The 15444-nt window shown below is 68.9% G+C and carries 17 protein-coding genes and 1 pseudogene; 11 read left to right on the top strand and 7 right to left on the bottom strand.

Annotated features, from left to right (window positions below; all coding sequences use genetic code 11):
• The first annotated feature begins 139 nt into the window (after positions 1-139).
• The gene (locus FHR37_RS15430) at positions 140-808 is read left to right on the top strand and encodes an AAA family ATPase (protein WP_092889289.1); all 669 of its coding nucleotides are present in this window, start codon (positions 140-142) and stop codon (positions 806-808) included.
• Here FHR37_RS15430 and FHR37_RS15425 read toward each other — a convergent pair.
• Entirely contained in the window at positions 774-1538 is a 765-nt protein-coding gene (locus FHR37_RS15425) for an aminoglycoside 3'-phosphotransferase (RefSeq protein ID WP_092889292.1), read from the bottom strand. The genes FHR37_RS15430 and FHR37_RS15425 overlap by 35 nt on opposite strands.
• Here FHR37_RS15425 and FHR37_RS15420 point away from each other — a divergent pair.
• Both FHR37_RS15420 and FHR37_RS15415 read left to right on the top strand, forming a co-directional pair.
• A complete protein-coding gene (locus FHR37_RS15420; protein WP_092889325.1) occupies positions 1500-2453 on the top strand; it encodes an alpha/beta fold hydrolase in 954 nt (317 codons plus the stop codon). The genes FHR37_RS15425 and FHR37_RS15420 overlap by 39 nt on opposite strands.
• The gene (locus tag FHR37_RS15415; protein ID WP_202818382.1) at positions 2450-3340 is read left to right on the top strand and encodes an aminoglycoside phosphotransferase family protein; all 891 of its coding nucleotides are present in this window, start codon (positions 2450-2452) and stop codon (positions 3338-3340) included. Before FHR37_RS15420 ends, FHR37_RS15415 begins: the two co-directional genes overlap by 4 nt.
• Positions 3341-3373: 33 nt before the next feature.
• On the opposite strand, the gene FHR37_RS15410 is transcribed toward FHR37_RS15415, so the two are convergent.
• The gene (locus FHR37_RS15410) at positions 3374-4279 is read right to left on the bottom strand and encodes a carboxymuconolactone decarboxylase family protein (protein ID WP_092889298.1); all 906 of its coding nucleotides are present in this window, start codon (positions 4277-4279) and stop codon (positions 3374-3376) included.
• A gap of 19 nt (positions 4280-4298) precedes the next feature.
• Positions 4299-4937: a TetR/AcrR family transcriptional regulator gene (locus FHR37_RS15405; protein WP_237769096.1), complete on the bottom strand. Its 639-nt coding sequence runs from the start codon at positions 4935-4937 to the stop codon at positions 4299-4301.
• A 177-nt stretch (positions 4938-5114) separates the two neighbouring features.
• On the opposite strand from FHR37_RS15405, the gene FHR37_RS15400 reads away from it, so the two are divergent.
• The 4 genes and pseudogenes from FHR37_RS15400 to FHR37_RS15385 all read left to right on the top strand — a co-directional run bounded on the left by FHR37_RS15400 (position 5115) and on the right by FHR37_RS15385 (position 7334).
• Entirely contained in the window at positions 5115-5537 is a 423-nt protein-coding gene (locus FHR37_RS15400) for an SAM-dependent methyltransferase (protein ID WP_175542805.1), read from the top strand.
• Positions 5538-5540: 3 nt separating this feature from the next.
• A pseudogene (locus FHR37_RS15395) lies at positions 5541-6447 on the top strand (IS5 family transposase).
• A gap of 79 nt (positions 6448-6526) precedes the next feature.
• Positions 6527-6784 carry a hypothetical protein gene (locus FHR37_RS15390; protein WP_139239145.1) on the top strand — a complete coding sequence of 86 codons (258 nt, stop codon included), beginning with the start codon at positions 6527-6529 and terminating at the stop codon, positions 6782-6784.
• 40 nt (positions 6785-6824) lie between these two features.
• Positions 6825-7334, top strand: a complete 510-nt coding sequence (locus tag FHR37_RS15385; protein ID WP_092888096.1) for a GNAT family N-acetyltransferase — start codon at positions 6825-6827, stop codon at positions 7332-7334.
• 69 nt (positions 7335-7403) lie between these two features.
• Here FHR37_RS15385 and FHR37_RS15380 read toward each other — a convergent pair whose 3' ends face one another.
• On the bottom strand, positions 7404-7730 hold the full coding sequence (locus FHR37_RS15380) for a plasmid stabilization protein (RefSeq protein WP_092888129.1): 327 nt from the start codon (positions 7728-7730) through the stop codon (positions 7404-7406).
• A gap of 272 nt (positions 7731-8002) precedes the next feature.
• Between FHR37_RS15380 and FHR37_RS15375 the strand changes: the two genes are divergently transcribed.
• The 3 genes from FHR37_RS15375 (at position 8003) to FHR37_RS15365 (ending at position 11887) form a co-directional block, all read left to right on the top strand.
• Positions 8003-8689 carry an ATP-binding cassette domain-containing protein gene (locus FHR37_RS15375; protein WP_092888093.1) on the top strand — a complete coding sequence of 229 codons (687 nt, stop codon included), beginning with the start codon at positions 8003-8005 and terminating at the stop codon, positions 8687-8689.
• The gene (locus FHR37_RS15370; protein ID WP_092888090.1) at positions 8686-10746 is read left to right on the top strand and encodes a YhgE/Pip domain-containing protein; all 2061 of its coding nucleotides are present in this window, start codon (positions 8686-8688) and stop codon (positions 10744-10746) included. The genes FHR37_RS15375 and FHR37_RS15370 overlap by 4 nt, the downstream gene beginning before the upstream one ends.
• Before the next feature lie 217 nt (positions 10747-10963).
• Positions 10964-11887, top strand: a complete 924-nt coding sequence (locus tag FHR37_RS15365; RefSeq protein WP_237769051.1) for an iron-containing redox enzyme family protein — start codon at positions 10964-10966, stop codon at positions 11885-11887.
• 57 nt (positions 11888-11944) lie between these two features.
• Here FHR37_RS15365 and FHR37_RS15360 read toward each other — a convergent pair whose 3' ends face one another.
• Both FHR37_RS15360 and FHR37_RS15355 read right to left on the bottom strand, forming a co-directional pair.
• Complete coding sequence (locus tag FHR37_RS15360) at positions 11945-12190, bottom strand: CDGSH iron-sulfur domain-containing protein (RefSeq protein ID WP_237769050.1); 246 nt, start codon at positions 12188-12190, stop codon at positions 11945-11947.
• A 244-nt stretch (positions 12191-12434) separates the two neighbouring features.
• Entirely contained in the window at positions 12435-13064 is a 630-nt protein-coding gene (locus tag FHR37_RS15355; RefSeq protein ID WP_092888084.1) for a hypothetical protein, read from the bottom strand.
• 364 nt (positions 13065-13428) lie between these two features.
• Here FHR37_RS15355 and FHR37_RS30915 point away from each other — a divergent pair, with 364 nt between their 5' ends.
• Complete coding sequence (locus FHR37_RS30915; protein ID WP_092888081.1) at positions 13429-14088, top strand: hypothetical protein; 660 nt, start codon at positions 13429-13431, stop codon at positions 14086-14088.
• On the opposite strand, the gene FHR37_RS15345 is transcribed toward FHR37_RS30915, so the two are convergent.
• A complete protein-coding gene (locus FHR37_RS15345) occupies positions 14081-15439 on the bottom strand; it encodes a sulfatase-like hydrolase/transferase (protein ID WP_092888078.1) in 1359 nt (452 codons plus the stop codon). The genes FHR37_RS30915 and FHR37_RS15345 overlap by 8 nt on opposite strands.
• Positions 15440-15444: the final 5 nt, after the last annotated feature.

The raw sequence follows: 15444 nt of genomic DNA, 5'->3' as shown, positions 1-15444 counted from the left end.
GATGCCGGCACACGGGACCTTCGCTAAGGTGCCGGACGTGGCCTGATCTCTCGCGCAGCTTGCGATTCACCAGTACGGCGTTCGCCGACTCGGCCCGCGCTGTCTTTCCTCGCGCTCAACTCAGGGTGGAGAGATCACTATGAACGATGCTGTCACCGCACGCGTCAAGGGCTCGTTGCGCACGATGGTCGACTTCGACTGTCCGACGTGTGACGCCGATGCTCAGGTTCAGGCGGTCGCTGCGGATCACCTCACCTGCCGTACGTGCGGGGCGAGTCGTCCCTTCCGGCTGGGGCGGCTCCACCTCGTCACCGGCAGTCCTGGCACGGGCAAGTCGACCGTCGGCCGGGTGCTGGCGACGCGCTCGCCGACCGACCTCGTCGTACTGGACACCGATCTCACTGTCCGGCCCGAGCACGACAGTTCGGAGGGGGCCTGGCTCGGATTCATCGACACGTGGTTGCGCACGGCGGTCGGGGTTGCGCAGGGAGGCCACAGCCTCGTGCTTGTCGGCTACTCGATGCCGCACCAGTGGGAGCAGCAACCTCTACGGCACTTCCTCGGCCCGATCGACTACGTTGCGCTCGTCTGCTCCGACCGCGAGCTCGATCGCCGCCTTCGCGAACGCTCGTGGATGGGGTCGCAGCCCGGCGAACGCGCAGGGCTCATCGAGTTGAACCGCACGTTTCGCAGTCGTACCGACATGACCTTGATCGAGACCGACCAGCGGTCACCGGAGGCCGTCGCAGACCGGATCCTGTCGTTGAACTGCCTCAGGTCGCGTCCCAGAGACGGCGGTAGTAGCTGATCCGATCCTCGTCACGATCGATGCCGTACGCGTCCAACAACTCGTCCTCGTAGGCGGGGGAGTAGTTCCAGGGCAGGCTGTAGGTGGCGATGGCGAGGTCGGCCCATCGGTCGGCGACACCGAGGCTGCCCAGGTCGACGTGTCCGGCACAGGTCCCGTCCGGACCGATCAGGGTGTTGGGAACACACGCGTCGCCATGGCAGACGACCAGGGCGTCCTCGTCAGGCGCGATGTCGGCCAACACCAGGTTGTCGGGGTCGGCGATCTGGGTGCACCGATCACGGATCCGCCAGGACCAAGGGCATTCCGACACCGGAAGTCGCTCGTGAAGCATCCGAAGCCCGCTCCCGATGGCACGGGCGGCGCGCCGCGGTTCGGCCTTCCACCGAGGTGCGACAGCCGACAGGGCCGGAATCCCCAACGTGTGCAACCAACCTGAGGAGTCGCTGTCCCGGCCGTGGCCCAGCACCTCCGGCACGACGGTGTAGCGCCCGGCCCAGGCGAACTTCCGCGCCTCGCGTTCGAGGTCGATCTCAGGGTGGTCCGGTGCCCACTTGACGTACTCCGTGTGGTCGGCGCGGTCCAGCCGGAACGTCTGACCGCCGAGATCGTTTCGCCAGGCCAGCCGGATCGGGTCGCCTGCTGCGATGGTCGCCACCACGGGTGGTACGTCCGCGACGTCGACGCGCTGATGGGGATCGGAGAACCACCGGACGGGAGTGTCAGCCATGCCCGAGTCTCTCAGCGACGTGCGGCCGCATGTCACAAACGGAGGCCTTTCGTTGTCCTGGGTGCTGATACCGAGCCGACCCCGAAGAGAGTGCGAAGGACGGATGCGATGACGAGGCTGGTGCTGGTTCATGGGGCATGGCACGGCGCGTGGGCCTGGGACAAGGTGACAACCTGGCTCGAACCACACGGTGTGGAGTGCTGTGCGATCTCCCTGCCCGGCTCGGAGGGGCCTTCCCTGCACAACGCGAACGGCCAGGCGGTCACCCTGGTTGACCAGGCAAGAACGCTGATCGAGACGCTTCGGTCAGCGCGGCCGGCTGTGGTGGTCGCGCACAGCCACGGCGGGCTGGTGGTCCAGGAGGCGGCGGCGATGGACCGCGATCTGGTCTCGGCGGTGATCGCCATCGACGCGTGGTTCGCCGAGCGTGATGAAGCGTTCATGGAGACGGTGCCGGACGGAATGAGGCAGTGGCTCCGGTCAGCCGTACGGCAGACCAACGGAATGACGGTCATCCCTCCTCCACCGCCTGCGGCATTTGGTATCAACGACGCCTCGCTGGCGGCGGAGGTGCGATCCAGGTTGGCCGAGCAGCCGCTGGGCACCTTCGACGCGCCCTCGTCCGGGTTCAACTTCGCGCAGGCCGGCATCCCGGGCGTGGCCATCGTGTGCGAGCCCAGGACCCTTCCGTTCGACCGGCTTGCCGAACGTCACGGATTCTCCATCCGATCCATCACATCCGGTCACAACGTGATGCTGCTCGAACCGCGTCGCCTGGCCTCAGTTCTCCTGCAGAGCGTTCGCCACCTCGACTTCATCGCCGGTACGAGTGGCGAGCGCGTCCGAAGAACGCCCGTTCCCAGATCCGACGTGGGCCCGCGTGGGAAGCATGTAAGCCGCCAGGCTCGACCATGAGGGAAACCAACCCCGCAAGGGGAAACGCCCCGGCCGGCCGCATTCTGGACTGGGCGGCTGCCGCGATGGGCGCCGGGGCAAGCATCGCCGAGACCCGCACGCTCCACGACGACCAGGGCCCGTGGCGGCTGAGCGTCGTCAGCTGCGGTCGTACGACAGAGGTGGTGCTGCGCGCACCGACCCCGCGGATCGATGCCGCAGGGATCGCAACCGGCGCGACGGCGCTTGCGTTGGCCGCACAGCACGGTCTGCCGGCTCCGCGACTGCTCGCCGCGGACCTCGACGGTTCGGCTTCCGGTGTACCGGCGACGCTCGAAACCGCCGCCGCGGGAACCACAGCTTGGTCGTCCCCGCCTTCGGTGGAACGGCTACGAAGCACGGGCGCGGCGCTGGCTCTCGTGCACTCGGTCGCGATGACTCCGTGCGAACACCTGCCGTTCCGGCCGAGGCCGATCGCCGTGGACGACTTCGCCGCCGACCGGCGCGCGGGCCGAATGCCGACGACACCGCTGCTGCGGACCGCGGACGATCTGATCACCGCGCACGGACTGCCGTCGGGCGAACCCGTCTTCCTCCACGGTGACGTCTGGCCGGGCAACCTGGTCTGGACCCGCGACGACATCGTGACGCTGATCGACTGGAAGACGGCGGGGGTCGGTGCGCCAGGAGTCGACCTGGGCGAACTCCGCAAGCAGGTGGCGATCACGTTCGGCCCGGATGCACCTGCGCATGTCCTCGACGGTTGGGAAGGCCACTCCGGCGTCAGACCGCGATACGTCGCCTACTGGGACGCCGTCGCCGCGCTGAACACCCCCACCGAGCTCATCGGAGCGCCCACGCACCGCCGTGACGCATTCCTGCGGATGGCCCTGTCGAAGCTTGGTTAGAGCCGCAGCTGTCGGCCTCGCCTTCTGCGGTCGTCACTCGGCGCGGGTGCCGGAGAAGGGGAACGTCCCACCGCCGGCGATCGTCACCGATCCGGTGAACGTGTCGCCGTCGATCGAGGCGGCCACGTCGAGGTCGAACCTCGCCGGCTCAGTCATCTCCGCGGTGAACTCCAGCCGACCATCGGGGTCGACGGTCCCCGACACGATCGGAGCGGTCACCCCCAGCATGGTGTCGAACATCGTCCCGGACACCGTGCCGTCCGCGGTCTTCAGATCTAGGACGATCTCCTTGCTACCGGCCGGGTGGACGAACATGATGCTCCATAGGCCGTCCGCCCCGACCTTGCCGCTGCTCGGCCGGTCGGTGGCGACGCGAACATCCGTGGTCTGCGGCGGCAGCACCTGCTCGCCCAGCACCGGCTGGCTGGGCTTCACCGCGACGCCGGCGGAGTTCAGGAAACCGGCCATCATCCGGTAGTAGCCGACGAGGAAGAGCAGTTCGAGAATCTCGTCGTCGTCACGCGTTGCCGCCAGCGCGGTCCAGGTCGCGTCGGAGACGAACGCGTCCTTGCACAGTTCGTCGGTGGCCCGGAGGACCGCGTCGTCCTCGGGCTCCCAGGTCGCGGTGGGTTCGGAGAGGGCGTTGATCTCGTCGGCGGTGGCGCCGGCGCCGAGTGCGGCGGGTACGTGGTTGGCCCATTCGTACGGCGCATCGCAGTGCAGCGCCACCCGGAGGATGGCGAGTTCGCGGATGCGGGGATGCAGTCTGCCCTGGCTGAGCAGATAGGCGCCGAGGTCGGATGACGCCCTCGTCAACTCGGGGTTGCGTGCGAGCACCTGGATGACAGTGTCGGCGCCGAGCTTCGCCAGCTTGCGTTGTTCCGGCTCCAGCTCCTCGATCGGAAGTGGCCGGATCCGAGGGGTGGTGGCGTACGGCATGACTGATCTCCTTGTGAGCTTAGGGTTTCTCGTGCCGTTCGATGGCGTCGAGCGCCTTCTTGGCGTCGTCCTTGCTGAGCAGGGGTCGGGAGTAGAGGTCGATCAGGGCACGCGCGACGAGGTCGTCGCCTTCGGGGCTCTGCACGTCGACGCCGATCGCGCGGGACACGTGTTCGTGCAGCACCGTGAGCGAAAGCGCCATCGCCGTGTGCACCGCCGCCCGAACCCTGGGACTGGCGCTCGGCTGGTCGGTCCGTGCCTGGTCCAGATCGGTGTGCCACCGCGTGCCGAGTTCGACCATCTCGTCGAACACCGGTGCGGCGCCGCCCTCGACCAGGGCGCGTGCGAGGTATGCCTGGTAGGCCGCACCCGCGATCCGGGCCGCCGCGACATAGCTGCCGCCCTCGGGTTCCGCGCCGGCGCGCACCTGGTCGCTGAGGCGATGGATCACCTGCGCGAGGTGTGCGTCGCAGGCCTCCCGCAGTGCCTGCTTCGAGCCGAAGTGATGCCGCACCAGACCCAGCGAGACGCCGGCTGTCTCGGCGATACCGCGGATCGTCGCGCGCTCGAAGCCGTACTCCCCGAAGTGCCGCATCGCGGCGTCGCGGATCCGGGCCCGCGCGGTGAGGTCGTCCGGGTCAGGGCTGGGCTGCGTCACAGGTAACCTTCCACTGCCGAGACTGTACGTGCGTACAGTCGACTATACACGTGTACAGTCATGCGAGATCAAGATCTGCGACGTCGCTGGATTACTCCGCTACCCGACCGTGGCGGCAATCTCCGTTGCGGCACGGGTCACGTGAACCTAGTCTCGGCCGGCATGGTCGACCTACGAGTGATCGGCGAGTCGCATGGCGGACTGCAGTCCCCGCTCAGTGAGGGCAAGGTGCGCGCGCTCGGCCGACGGATGCGGCTGGGTGCCGGCCAGCGCGTTCTCGACGTCGGCGCCGGAACCGGTGCCCTGACCGTGCTGTTCGCGAAGGAGTTCGGTTGCCAGATACGCGCCGTCGAAAGCTGCGCGGAGTTCGTTGCGGCAGGAACCGAACGCGCGCGCCGGGCAGGTGTCGAGGAGTTGGTCGAGTACGTCACGTGTGACGCGGCCGAGTTGGCCCTTGAAGCCGAGGCCTACGACGCCGCCCTGTGCATCGGTGCCGCCTGGGTCCTCGGTGGTTTCGTGAAGACCGCCGAGGCGCTGCGCGCGACGGTACGACCTAGGGCGTGTCTCCCGAATGTCGGCCTTCCGGGCTGCGATGGTTGACCGATGTCGCGTTCAGCCGTGCTGTCCGATGCCCAGTGGGAGCTGATCGAGCCCTTGATGCCGTCCTCGGACGGCAAGCGGGGCAACAGGTTTCGGGACCACCGCAGGATCGTCGAGGGTGTCGTGTACCGGTTCCGGACCGGCATCGCCTGGCGTGACCTGCCGGAGCGGTTCGGGCCGTGGCAGACGGTCTGGAAGCGGCATCGCCGGTTCTGCGGCGACGGCACTTGGGACCGGATCCACACCGCGCTGCTCGCGCACGCCGACGCGGCCGGTGACATCGACTGGTCGGTCAGCGTGGACTCGACGATCAACCGCGCGCACCAGCACGGCACCAACCTGACCAGGCCCGCCACTGGCACAGGGGGAACTGTCGAATCACACGAATCTGCGGATCGAGCCGGCTGACCACGCCATCGGCCGCTCCCGCGGAGGCCTGAGCACGAAGATTCACCACTTGTGCGACGGCAAGGGCCGCCCGCTCGTGCTGCTGCTCGGGCCCGGCCAGGCCAACGACTCGCCGATGTTCGCGAACCTGCTCAAGGCGATTCGCGTACCCAGGCAGGGTCGAGGGCGCCCGCGGACCCGACCCGACGCGGTCCTGGCGGACAAGGCGTACTCCTCCCGCGGCAACCGGGCGCTGCTGCGCTCCCGTGGCATCACCGCCGTGATCGCCGAACCGTCCGACCAGACAGGAAACCGCAAACGCAAGGGCTCCAAGGGTGGCCGACCACCGACGTTCGACGCCGAGGCGTACAAGGGGCGCAACGTCATCGAGCGTTCTTTCAACGTCCTGAAGCAGTGGCGAGGCTTGGCCACCAGGTACGACAAGCTCGCCCTGACCTACCGCGGCGGCGTCGTACTCGGCGCGATCATCACCTGGCTACGCGAACTGGGAGACACGCCCTAGTGGCCATGTCGCGATCGGCGATGTCTTCGTGCCGGCCGACCAGGGGGCCCACGGCCAGGGCGCACCCACTCTCCGCGGGATGCTCGAGACGCTCCTGGAACTCGGGCTGGTGCCGATCAGCATGGCGCAGTCCTCGTACGACGACTGGGACGACTATCACTCGCGAATGATGGGGGCCGTCGAGGACTGGCTCGACGCCAACCCGAACCATTCGGACGCCGCCGCGCTTCGCAGCGGGCGGATCGACGGCCTGCGCGGTGCGCTCGAACAACGCGAGGCTTCCTGGGCCCTCGTGGCCGGCCGGAAAAGCCACACCGGTGGCGCCAGGTGGCGATAATCCGATGCGGCGGGTTCGGTCGGCGTGATAGATCACGACGATGACGTACGACATTCGCCCGGTCGAGTCGGAGCAGGAACTCATCGAGGCCTTCGACGTCCTGGGCGCGCAGTTTCCGAAGCCGTTCACCCACGAAGACCGCCGGTTCACCGATCTTGCCCGCCGGTTCCCGCAGGACCGTTCGCTGATGCTGGTCGTCGAGGACGGAGGACTCCTCGTCGGTGGCGCACTCGCCTTCCGGGGAGGCGAAGCCGGCCCTGGTTGCGACGTGACACTTCGGACCATCGCGCTCGTTGCCGAACACCGGGGGAGCGGACTCGGACGCCGGCTCGTCGAATGCATCGAGCAGGAGGCAACCAGGCTTGGTGTCCGCGGGATCGGCCTGGGTGCCGACGAGGCGGTCGGCTTCTACCAACACCTCGGCTATCGCGGTAAGGGCGGGATGTACAAGGCACTCCCGCTGTCGTCGACCCACGGCGACCCGGATGCCCGCCACCGTGCTCTGAAGGAACTGCGCGAACGTCGCGCCGCGCGACGGCGCTCGCACTGATCGCCTTGTGGTGGAGGGAAACCGAGGCGCGGTCGGCTCCTCCCGCCGACCGCGCGTGGGTTGTCTACCTCAACGGCTGACGGCCTTCTCGAGCTCGGCCTTGCTCATGTGTGACCGGCCGGGAACGCCCTGCCGTTTGGCGTCCGCGTACAGCTGCGCCTTCGTACGCCCACCTGGCCCGTGACCGGACCGGCGCCCTCCACGCTGACCGGAGGAGATGTCCTTCGTGGACGTGGAGCTTTTCTGCCTGGCCTCACCGGTTCGCGCCCGCTCCTTGTTGACCGTACGTGCCGCGATCTCCTCCGCGCGCTTTTCGGAACGTCCTTCCTGCAGTTGGGCGCTCTTGATGTGTTCGTACTGCCTTTCTCGCTTGCTGCCCCACTCCTGCCGAGGCATGATCACGCCTCCATCCGGATCTCCCGACGCTACGAGGATCTCTTTCCACGCTAGCTCTGACGGGGTTGTGCGATCCCGGACTTCGATCACATTGGCGGCACTTCGGGCGCCTCGTCACGTGCCCTACCCAGGGTGAGAGAGCCCATCGGCAGGGACGTACCGTCGATGAGCCCCGGCTCCCCGGCTTCCACGACAGCGGGTGGCGGGCACGTTGCAGGCCGCCGCGATGCAGGGCGTGGCAGCTGAGGAGACGGTGGAATGAGGTCGACGGTATGACGCAGCCCGAGCCAGGGGAGCGGCCCGAGCAACCGGGACCCGTCCCGACCGGACTCCTGTCCGCACACGCGGCCCGCGTCGGCCCACCGGGGCGGGAGCTGCTGCCCGCGACCACCCTGAAACTCTTCGCCGGCAGTGTTCTGGTCGCGGTGGGAGCGCCAGGGCACGGGCACACCGCACTCGCACTGGCCCTCGCCGGCCGGGTACGCCTCGACGAGGGCAGCATCGACCTGGACGGGGAGACCGACCCGAGGGTGTTGCAGCGCGCGGTCGCTCTGGTCGACGTCCCGGGAGTCAGCGAGCCGGACGGTAACGTGCCGTTGCGGACGATCGTGGGCGAGGAGCTGGCCACCGCGGGACTGCCCGCGTCCCGCGCCGACGTCCGTGCGTGGCTGGCCGAACGCAATCTCGACGGACTCGCGGGCAGGAAGTTCGAGGAGGTGCCCGCGGCGAGCCGGACCCCGATCCTGGCCGAGCTCGCGGCGCGCCGTCCCGGCGTGCGGTTCCTGGTCGCCACGTTGCCCGAACGCCACGGCCACGGTCCGGACACGTGGGCCGCCCAGGCCGAGCGGCTGACCGCCGCCGGGATCGGCGTACTGATCACCGCGACGCACGTCGCCGCCACCACCCTCACGGGGCTGGACGCACCGACCATCCACATCGGAGACGAGGACCTCGCATGACCCCCTGGCGGATCGCGCTCACCGAGCTGCGCCGGCTCACGTCCTCGCGCATGGCGGTCGCCACCGTCGCGGCGCTGGCGGTCATCCCGGCGATCTACGCGGGGCTGTACCTGTACGGCAACCACGACCCGTACGGCAACATGCGCAACGTCCCCGCGGCACTGGTGATGAACGACACCGGCGGCACCGAGCATGGCAAGCCGCGGCACGCCGGGCGCGACGTCGCCGACGAGCTGGTGTCGTCGCGCTCGTTCGACTGGCACCAGGTGACCGCGTCCGAGGCTGCGGCCGGAGTACAGGACGGTACGTACGACTTCGCGCTCACCATTCCGGCCGACTTCACCAAGTCGCTGACGAGCTCCGCGCGGTACGACCCGAAGCGGGCACAGCTGCGGCTGACCACCAACGACGCGAACTCCTACCTGTCCACCACCGTGGCCAACACGGTCGTCGAACGCGTCCGCGCCGCGATCGCCAAGCGTGTCTCCACCCAGGCCGCCGCGAACTTCCTCCTCGGCCTCGGGCAGATCCGCGGCAACCTCGTCCAGGCCGCCGACGGGGCCACGAAGCTCGCCAAGGGTGCGAGCGCCGCGGCCGACGGCGCCGACAAACTGCACGCGGGCACCGGCAAGTTGCGCACCGGTTCGGCCGACCTCGCGGCGGGTGCGGGCAAGGTCTCCAAGGGGGCGGGCGACCTCGCCGACGGTGCCGGACGGCTCAGCGCCGGCGCCGACGACCTCGCGACCGGCCTGGGCACCCTTCAGCGAAGGACCTCCGGCCTGCCCGCGCAGACGAGGGCTCTCGCCTCGGGTGCCCGCCAGGTCGCGGACGGCAACGCCCAGATCGCGAAGAAGGGCGACACCATCGCGACCGCGGCCGACACGGGCCTGCGCCGTTACCTGGACGCCCGTGAGCAACTGCAGCAGGAGCTGGACCGGCAGGGACTCACCGCCGACCAACAGGCGCCCATCCTCGCCGCCTACGACACTGCCAAGAAGCCCTTGACAGACGCCAACGACACGATCCGGCAAACGTCAGGCCAGCTTGACACCCTCGCGTCCGGTGCCCGCAAGGTCGCCGACGGCAACGCCGCCCTGGCCGCGGGGACGCCCGCGCTGGCGAGCGGGATCAGCCGGGCGCACGCCGGCGCGGCCGACCTCGCTGACGGGGCAACCCAACTGGGCAAAGGCGCGACAGCGTTGAGTACCGGCGCGAAGAGGGTGGCGACCGGAGCCGATCAGCTCGCCGCCGGCATCGGCCGGGCCGACGACGCGGCCGCGAAACTCGAGGCTGGACTGGGCACCCTGCGCAAGGGCGCGGTCAGCCTGCGTGACGGGCTTCGCGACGGAGTGAAACAGATCCCGGCCCTCGACGGCTCCGACCGCGCGGGTGTGGCCCGTACCATCGGCGATCCGGTCGCGGTCGTGAACACCGCACAGACCAAGGCGAGCAACTACGGCGCCGGCCTGGCGCCGTTCTTCATGAGCCTGGCGACCTGGATCGGCGCGTACGTCCTCTTCCTGCAGGTCCGGGCGTTGTCCCGTCGCGCGCTCGCCACCAACCAGCCGTCCTGGCGGGTCGCGGTCGGCGGGTGGCTCCCGGCGGTGCTCATCGGCGTCGCGCAGGTCACCGTCATGTCGGTCGTGGTGATGGCCGGCGTGGGGATCGTGCCCGCGGAACCCGTTGCCATGCTGGGGTTCCTGCTGCTGGCGACCGCGACGTTCACCGCGATCCTGCATGCCCTGAACGCCTGGCTCGGCGTCACCGGACAGTTCCTGGGACTTGTGCTGATGGTGCTGCAACTCATCACCGCCGGTGGCACGTTCCCCTGGCAGACGATCCCGGAACCCCTGCACTGGCTGCACCGGGTGCTGCCGATGTCGTACGCCGTCGACGGCCTGCGGCAGCTGATGTACGGAGGCCTGACCCGCCTTGCCTGGCAGGACGTACTCGTACTGGCGATCTACCTCGCCGCCGCGCTCGCCGTCGGCAGCGTGGCCGCGCATCGCCAGCGGGTGTGGACACCCCAACGCATCAAGCCCGAGGTCGTCCTCTGACGACCCGGGCAGCTCATCGTCTCAGTTTGCGGGCGACCTGCTCGGGTAGGCGAAAACTGTGAATGCGTTCTCATCTGCGCCAGTGCTGCCGCGTCCGCGCGGACCTCTGTCCGCCGCCGTGATCGACGCCCTGTCCACCGGTTCGCCTTCCGGTCCGACCGATTCGACCGATTCGACCGATCCCGCCGATCAAGCCGTATTCGGCCGGGCCGACACGATGCTCGCCGCGGACGTCGCCGACGCCGACCCGTACGGCGACGACCTTCAGCTCGCCCTCTACACCTGCTACGAGTTGCACTACCGGTCGTTCGGCGGTGTGGACGAGGGGTGGGAGTGGAACCCTGCGCTGCTGGGTCTTCGCAACCAACTCGAGGCGGTCTTTCTCGGCGCGCTCCGCCGTGACGCCGTACGCCACACCGACGTCGACGAGGCGCTCGAACCCCTGCTGGTCGAACCGGTGGACGCGGACGGGATCTCGCACTTCCTCCGCAAGCACGGTGAGCTGTCCCACCTGCGTGACCACATCGCGATGCGTGCTGCCTACCACCTCAAGGAGGCCGACCCGCACGCGTGGGTCATCCCACGACTGCAGGGCGTTGCCAAGGCGTCGCTGGTGGCGGTGGAGTTCGACGAGTTCGGCGCCGGACGTGCCGACCGCGCACACTCCCGGCTCTTCGCCGATCTCATGGACGGCCTCGGACTCGACACCAGGTACGGGCACTACCTCGACCGGACGCCCGCCGTGATGCTGGCGGTGGTCAACCTGATGTCCATGCTGGGCCTGCACAGGTCCCTGCGCGGCGCGCTGGTCGGCCACCTCGCAGCGGCGGAGATCACCACCTCGCCGAGCGCCCGGCGGATCACCCAGGCGCTGGATCGGCTGGGGACGCCGGATGGCTGCCGGGTCTTCTACGACGAGCACATCGAGGCCGACGCGGTGCACGAGCAGGTCATGCGTCACGACGTCATCGGCGACCTGATCTCCCGCGAGCCCGAGCTGACCGAGGACGTGATCTTCGGCATCGACGCCACCGAGTTCCTCGAGGAGGCCGTGGCGACGGAGGTGCTGCGGGCGTGGCGGGCCGGCCGGTCTGCCCTGCGTGACCCGGGTGACTCCGCCCTGTGTGACCCGGCGGCCTGAGTCCCGAGTCCGTCCCGGCAAGCAGTCGCAGGCCAGCGGTATTACGTCAGCCGTTCGTCAGTCGTCGTCTGCCCGGTCCCGCGCGCGGATCCGCCGCCGGTGGCTGGTGTCGCACAGCGGGTAGGTGCGACTGCGCCGGCAGGTGCACACCGCCACGACGAACCGGTCCGACCTGACGGTCCCGCCGTCATGAACGAGCTCGACCGGCCCTTCCACCATCATCGGGCCGGACGGCACGATGCGGACCACGTGTCCGGGTCGGCTCTTCCGGTCTCGCTCGGGGTTTCGCTCAACGGGTGCCACGGATCACGACCAGTTCCTTCGGGGTAACGGAATGCTTCGGCGGGAACGATGCCCCGCGGCCTGCCAACGTGGGTCAGCTCGCGCCGGAACGCCTTGGTTCGCTCATGGGGCAGGTACCCCGGTAGCTCGACGGTATGAGTGGCACCCGCGGCCACTTTTCGTCCGTCCGGTGCACAGACGCGGAATCGGCGGCCTTCGCGTGTGCGAAGGCCGCCGACTCGACCGGCAGAGGCTGGGACTGATGTCAGGCAGCCGCCGCAGCGCTCGAACGCCGCCGCAGTAGGACGGTGCCGAGAGCGGCAGCCGCAGCCAGCGCACCGCTGCCACCAGCGGCGAGGCCGCTGTTGGTCCCGGAGGCGCCGCCGTCACCGCCGGCCACCGGACCCCGCGGGGCCACCGGGGCGCTCTCCTCAGCGCACTGGGCAACACGCGCCGTCGGAACGACGTCGGCGCACAGGGAGATGGACCCCGCTGCCGAAGCCGACGCGGAGTGGTCCTGCGCCGCGGACTGGGAGACGGCCACATCGCCACAGGTGATGACGGTCGTCTCCTGGACCAGGAAGTTCTTGCCGTCCTTCTTGTACTGCTTCTCGCTCTTGTAGTGGCCGTCGTACTCGTCGGATCCCTTGCGGTCCTCGCGGCCGCTACCCGGCTCCGACCAGCCGTCTTCGCCGCCGTCACGACCCAGGGTCGTGGCATCAGGACGCTCGCCGTTGACGCAGATCACCTTGAGGTACTTGGGCCCGCCGTGCTCGGAATCACCGTGCTCCGACGACGCCGTTGACGCCGAAGCGAGGCCGGGCGTGGCGAGAAGAATCGCTGCGCTGGCCGCCGCGACACCGGTGGCCGCCCGGACCAGGAATTTGCTCGACATAGCAACTCCCATCGAGTGCTGGAATATCTGGAATACCTACGCACCTAGTTCTCCTCAGGCATCTCTCAGCAAACGATTGGCTTTCTCGTATGTCTGGATCCGGAGAGGGGTCGGCGGAATTTCAAATGGTTCTTCGATGCCTTTTCACAGCACGCAAATCAGCTGTGCTGTCAGCCATTATCGAGCGCTACGTTCTGTCGTGCGCGACGGCGCCACGGTAATTACTCGTCAATTCCGGGGCCACCCGTTGGAAAGCGACCGACTCGGGCAGAAAAGCGCCGAGTGTGTGGGTGCCTGTGGACGTACGCCACGACTTACAGCTGCCAAAAAGAGTTACAGCTGCCAGAAATCAGGAGTCAGTCAGATGTTCGCCATGCTCATGCGCAGACGGTGGCTCGGCCGGACCACCGTGCTCGGCGCGGCCGTTCTTCTCGCGGGCCTGGGTGCCGTCGCCTACGCCGCGATCCCCGACGCCGACGGCACGATCCACGGCTGTTATCGCACCAACCAGGGCACTCTCCGGGTCATCGACCCGTCGGCCGGCGACGCGTGCGGGCCGAACGAGACCGCCCTCGACTGGAGCCAGACCGGCCCCCAGGGACCGCAGGGGCCGCAGGGACCTCAGGGGCCGCAGGGGCCGGCGGGACCCGAGGGCTCCGGACACGCCTTCACGGCGACCTCGGGCGGACCCGTTCCCATCGACGGGCCGACCGTGGTGGTCACGCTGAACGGCCTGCCCGCGGGCACCTACCTGGTGTGGTCGCCGATCGAGGTGGTGGGGGACACCGACAGCGGCACGAACAACACCTGCCTGTTCGTGGTGAACGGCAGCACGCTCGTGGTCGGAGACGGCGACACGTTCATGTACGACGCCAAGGACCCGGGCTTCGGGCGGGCGGACAATTTCGCGATCATCACCGTGCCCACCGATGACAGCTCCATCGCCACCCGGTGCGACGCGAACACCGACGGAGCGCAGGAGTTCGGTCGTACGACAGCACTCAAGGTCGGAGCGGTCAACTGAGGCGCGTCACCTCCCGCCAGCGTGCACAGGTGGCGGCCCACTCCAGAAGGCGCGGCTTCATCAGCGCCACGCACTCGGGGTGAAGGTCGGCCAGGTTGTGCCGCTCGCCCGGATCGGTGGCCAGGTCGAAGAGTCCTTCGCCGACGGCCACCGGGGCGGCCATGCTCTCTCGTGCGTCGAGCAGGACTTTCCAGCGTCCGTGCCGGGCCGCCAGCTGGCCTTCGTACTCCCAGAAGAGCCATCGCTCCGGTTCGGCCTGCGGGCTCGCACCGGATTGGGCTGAACCCTCCGTGCGGGCCGGAGCCGCCCGGCGCAGCCTGGTCAGGACGGACCGGCCGTCGAGGTCGGTCCGCGTGGGAGAGTGCCCGTCGACCGCTTCCAACACGGTGGGTACGACGTCCATCATCGCGCCGGGGCCGGTCAGGTCCGCGCCCGCGGGCAGCTGTGCCGGCCAGGAGACGATGCCCGGCACCCGGATGCCGCCCTCGAACAGCGAACCCTTGTGGCCGCGGAGACCTCCCGCGGACCCGCCGGTGTAGGAGACCTCCTCGCCGTTGAGCCAGTTGCGTTCCTCGACCGACGGGCCGTTGTCGGAGGAGAAGAACACGAGGGTGTTCTCCCGCAGGCCGAGGCGGTCCAGCGTGTGCAGGATGTGCGCGATCCCGTCGTCCATCGCCTTGATCATCGCGGCTATCTGCTGCCGGTCCAGGGGGAGGTGCGCGAACGCGTTCATGTACTCCGCCGGCGCGTGCAGCGGATAGTGCGGTGCGTTGAACGGCACGTAGCAGAAGAAGGGACGATCCGCGTGCTGCGCGATGTAGTCGGCGGCACGGTCGGCGATGACGGTGGTGAGATACTCGCCGTTCAGCCACACCTCCTGCTCGTCGTCCCACAGGTCGTGCAGGGGTGCGTGGTTGCCCCAGTAGAAGATGTGGGAGTAGTAGTCGACGCAGCCGGCGCGGAAGCCGAAGTGATGATCGAAGCCGCGGTGCAGCGGGCCGTAGCTCGCCTCCGCACCCAGGTGCCACTTGCCGAAGACGCCGGTGGCGTAGCCGCGGTCGCGGAGTTCGCCTGCCAGGGTCTGCTGCGGCGGTAGTCCGGGCGTACGCCGAGAGCCACCGAGAATGGCCTCGACGCCTGTGTGTGCGGGGTAGCGGCCGGTCAGCAGGCTTGCCCGCGACGGTGAGCAGACCGGTGAGTTGGAGTACCACTCGGGCAGCCGAACCCCGCTTGCCGCCAGGGCATCCAGCGCGGGGGTGTCCAGGTCGGCCGCGCCGAAGCAGCCCAGGTCGCCCCACCCGAGGTCGTCGGCGTACAGGACGACGATGTTCGGCGCGGTATGAGACGTCATCACAC

This window comes from Actinopolymorpha cephalotaxi (assembly GCF_013408535.1).
In the GTDB taxonomy this organism is placed as follows: domain Bacteria; phylum Actinomycetota; class Actinomycetes; order Propionibacteriales; family Actinopolymorphaceae; genus Actinopolymorpha; species Actinopolymorpha cephalotaxi.
The sequence above is the reverse complement of the archived record's forward strand: the minus strand, read 5'-3'. Positions and strand labels throughout refer to the sequence as shown.